Genomic DNA, 3,850 nt, shown 5'->3' on the forward strand with positions numbered 1-3,850 from the left:
AAGCTGTAGCTCCTATAAAATCATTCGTCGAAGAAGGTATAGTAGTATACGCTGCTAGCTTCTCAAAAATAATAGCACCTGGAATAAGAGTAGCATGTGCTGTTGGTAAACCAGGAATCATAGGACCTTTAAAACAAGTTAAATTCTTAAACGATGTACATAGTACTACTTGGAGTCAAGTAATATGCGAAAGAATTCTTGCTACTTGTGATATGGATGCTCAAATAGAAAAATTAAAAGAAATATACGGAGCTAAAAATAAAGTTATGCAAGATGAAATGGCTAAAAACTTCCATCCAAGCGTAAAATACACTAAACCAGAAGGTGGAATGTTCGTTTGGGTAACTCTACCAGAAGGCGTAGATATGATGAAATTTGTAGGTGAAGCTTTAGAAAACAAAGTCGCATTAGTACCTGGAACTGCTTTCTTAGCTGATACAAGTATGCCTTGTCAAAGCTTTAGAATGAATTTCTCTACTCCATCTACTGAAGATATAATCAAAGGAATAAAAATACTAGGTGAATTAACTTATAAATACTGTAAATAATAAAAACTAAAAAGCGAAGTTGGCAATTAAATTTATTGCTAACTTCGCTTTTATTTTTTTTACATAAATCTTATTATTTATATATTATTCCATTATTAATAATTTCTTTTGAGAAATATATACTTTAGCTTACCATATTTTCTTTATATTTTTTTAAAATATCAGCATAGTTTTGTCTAGTAAAGTTAAAAGTTTTTATATATGCAATTTTTTTTCCTACAACATTTTCTCCAGGCTTTGTATAATTATGTTTTCCGTAAGGCCAAACTACACCAACCTCTATACGAATTTTATCTATATTTTTATTGGTGTATAGCTTATCAATTTTGTTTAAAACCTCTTCACTTGCCTCTTGCTCTACTTTACTATACATTTCATTTACAATTTCTTCCTGTTTTTCACTAGAGCTCTCTGCTTTTAACGCTTTTTTATAGCTTTCTAAAGCAGGAGGTCTAACTATATAATAAATATAAGTTCTATCTTTTTCGTATTCTTTTTCATTTATTAAAACTACTCCTGTACCTTTTGTTGAATTATATTCTCCAAATGCTGCTATTATAGCATCCTTCTCATCATCTATTTGAGAAAAATCCTCTTTAAAACTCTGACTGCACCCACATACACAAATAGCTATTAAATAAATAATTAATAATTTTACCTTCTTCATAAAATTCCCCCGTTTAACAACTATTTACTAATTTCTATTTAGATCCATTTTACATAATTAATCAACATAACTTTTTTAGAAACTAACTTAAATTTATTTTTACCTCCATATACAATTATAACAACAAATAGTCCTTTAGTATCTTACTTTTTTGCAATATTTAAAAATAATTTCAATATATTACATATCGTCTTTGATTTCCCAATTTACATCTTCAATTATTTTTGATTTTGGACTATTTTTTAAAAGCATTTTATAGTTTAAAAGCTCTTCATTTATCAAACCTATTGCCCATATAAGTATCAATAAATCATCGATAAATCCTAACCCACCAAATAAAAATTCTGGCATAAGATCAATACTAGACATAAAGTAGAACAAAGTTATTAGAAATGTAAAAGTCACCTTCATTTTTGAAAAAATATTTAAATCCTTATCAGTAAAAAAATCAGGAAGTAAAAACAGGTTTTTAATAAAAAATATCCCAAATCCTGCTTTTCTAAATCTAACTAAAACATTTTTAATCCAGTCCAATAATCTATTCATTTTTTTCTCCTCGTATTTAAAAATATAATCTTAATATCGTTATAAAATTATACTCTTTTTTTAATATTTTTTAAAGCTAATAGCCAAATATTATTAATATTTTCACCTAATATTAATAGTATTCAATTATCAAAAAAATTACAATATTTTAAGTTTATATTTAAGAAAAACGTAATAATGACGTAATATATATTTCCGTTATGAAGTTTAAATTTTTGGGAATATGTTGTAAAATATAGTTATGTTAAATTTTAATTTTTGGGAGGTAAGTTTTATGTTAAGTAAAAACTTAGAAAATGCTATTAATGATCAAATCACTTTTGAACTTTATTCTTCTTATACTTATCTAGCAATGGCAGCTTACTGTGAATCTATTGATTTAAGTGGATTTGCTAATTTCTTTAGAGTTCAAGCAAAAGAAGAAATCGATCATGGTATGAAATTTTATGACTATGTATTCCAAAAAGGAGGAACTGTTGTGCTTGGTCAAATAGACCAACCAAAAGAAACATATACTGACTTAGTAGAAGTATTTGAAACTGGTTTAGCTCACGAAGAAACAGTTACTAAGAGAATATACAACATAATGGACATCGCAACTGACGAAAAAGAACATGCTACTATGAGCTTTTTAAAATGGTTTATAGATGAACAAGTAGAAGAAGAAGATAACTTCACTACTATATTGAAAAAAGTTAAAAGATGCATAGATAATCCACATGCTCTATATATGTTAGACGATGAAATGGCACAAAGAGTCTATGTAGCTCCTACTGCTCAATAAAACTAATTTTTAAATACAAGAAACTATAATTATCTACAACTATCGGATAATTATAGTTTTTTTATTTCACAATTTTTTCGCTTTACATTATGTAAAATCGTGATACACTTATATCAATATAATATTTTAAATTTATTGAATATTCGATAAATTATTAGAAGGAGGATTATACATGAATAAAAAACTATGGGAACAACTTAATGAATGGAAAAAAGAATGTACATGGGTTGAATTAAGCCATGAAGTTAGTCCTAACACACCTCATTGGGACGGATTTCCAGATATGTCTATGAAGACAACATTTGACTTCGATACAACAATATTTCAAGTACATGAATACACATTAGTAAGTCAATACGGAACACATGTAGATGCTCCTGTCCACTTTGTCCAAGGAGCTAATACATTAGAAAGCTTTACTCCAAAAGATATGGTAATGCCTTTATGTGTAATAGATAAGAGCCAAGCTGTTGCAGATAATCACGATTATGTACTTACTAAAGATGATATCCTAGATTGGGAAAAAGAAAATGGAATGATCCCAGAAGGAGCTTTCGTAGCATTTAGAACTGATTGGTACAAAAGAGAAACGTCTGAAAAGATGGACAATAGAGATGCTGATGGAAATAAACACTACCCTGGCTGGGGAATCGATGCACTTAAATTTTTAATTGAAGAAAGAAATGTAGCTGCAGTAGGACACGAACAAAGCGATACAGATGCTCCAGTAGTAATTGCAGTAGATGGATATGTAGGCGAATACTACGTACTTAGTAAAGGCAGATTTCAAATAGAGCTACTTAAAAACCTAGATAAATGCCCAGCAGTAGGCGCACTTATATTCACTACCTTCCCTAAGGTTAAAAACGGCGCCGGGTTTACAGCTAGATGTTTTGCAGTTTGCCCTAAATAATATTTTGAAAAGGAGTTAAAAAGTATGAAAAATACAGTAGCAACTTTTAAAAAAGCAAAGGAAACAGGAGAAAAGCTAACTATGCTAACAGCATACGATTATTCAACTGCTAGACTAATGGATGAAGCTGGCGTAAATAGCATATTAGTCGGTGATTCTCTAGGAAATGTAATGTTGGGATATGAAAATACCCTATCAGTTACTATGGATGATATGATCCACCACATAAAAGCAGTTAAAAGAGGTGTAAAAAACGCCTTAATAGTCGGAGATATGCCATTTATGTCATATCAAGTCTCTACAGAGCAGGCTGTAAAAAATGCTGGTAGATTAATAAAAGAAGGTGGTGCAGACGTAGTTAAGCTTGAAGGTGGTGCCGATGTTTGCGAACA

General features: G+C 29.6%; 6 protein-coding genes. 4 read left to right on the top strand and 2 right to left on the bottom strand.

What is annotated here, in order from left to right:
• A partial coding sequence (locus ACI3VO_RS08710) for an aminotransferase class I/II-fold pyridoxal phosphate-dependent enzyme (RefSeq protein ID WP_439757541.1) occupies positions 1-548 on the top strand: 548 nt, incomplete at its 5' end.
• A gap of 124 nt (positions 549-672) precedes the next feature.
• Here ACI3VO_RS08710 and ACI3VO_RS08715 read toward each other — a convergent pair.
• Positions 673-1,215, bottom strand: a complete 543-nt coding sequence (locus ACI3VO_RS08715) for a hypothetical protein (RefSeq protein WP_439757542.1) — start codon at positions 1,213-1,215, stop codon at positions 673-675.
• A 180-nt stretch (positions 1,216-1,395) separates the two neighbouring features.
• A complete protein-coding gene (locus ACI3VO_RS08720) occupies positions 1,396-1,761 on the bottom strand; it encodes a YkvA family protein (RefSeq protein WP_439757543.1) in 366 nt (121 codons plus the stop codon).
• A gap of 274 nt (positions 1,762-2,035) precedes the next feature.
• Between ACI3VO_RS08720 and ACI3VO_RS08725 the strand changes: the two genes are divergently transcribed.
• The 3 genes from ACI3VO_RS08725 to ACI3VO_RS08735 form a co-directional block, all read left to right on the top strand.
• Positions 2,036-2,545, top strand: coding sequence for a ferritin (locus ACI3VO_RS08725; protein WP_439757544.1), 510 nt, complete (start codon positions 2,036-2,038; stop codon positions 2,543-2,545).
• Positions 2,546-2,717: 172 nt separating this feature from the next.
• Entirely contained in the window at positions 2,718-3,458 is a 741-nt protein-coding gene (locus ACI3VO_RS08730) for a cyclase family protein (protein ID WP_439757545.1), read from the top strand.
• Positions 3,459-3,482: 24 nt separating this feature from the next.
• The coding region (locus ACI3VO_RS08735; protein WP_439757546.1) for a 3-methyl-2-oxobutanoate hydroxymethyltransferase at positions 3,483-3,850 on the top strand (368 nt) is incomplete at its 3' end.

It is taken from the genome of Intestinibacter sp. (assembly GCF_051866655.1).
Taxonomy (GTDB): domain Bacteria; phylum Bacillota; class Clostridia; order Peptostreptococcales; family Peptostreptococcaceae; genus Intestinibacter.

Excerpts from the sequence above, each read along its gene's own strand:
- ACI3VO_RS08725 (WP_439757544.1), top strand. The coding sequence starts at position 2,036 with ATGTTAAGTAAAAACTTAGAAAATGCTATTAATGATCAAATCACTTTT.
- ACI3VO_RS08730 (WP_439757545.1), top strand. The coding sequence starts at position 2,718 with ATGAATAAAAAACTATGGGAACAACTTAATGAATGGAAAAAAGAATGT.
- ACI3VO_RS08715 (WP_439757542.1), bottom strand. The coding sequence starts at position 1,215 with ATGAAGAAGGTAAAATTATTAATTATTTATTTAATAGCTATTTGTGTA.
- ACI3VO_RS08720 (WP_439757543.1), bottom strand. The coding sequence starts at position 1,761 with ATGAATAGATTATTGGACTGGATTAAAAATGTTTTAGTTAGATTTAGA.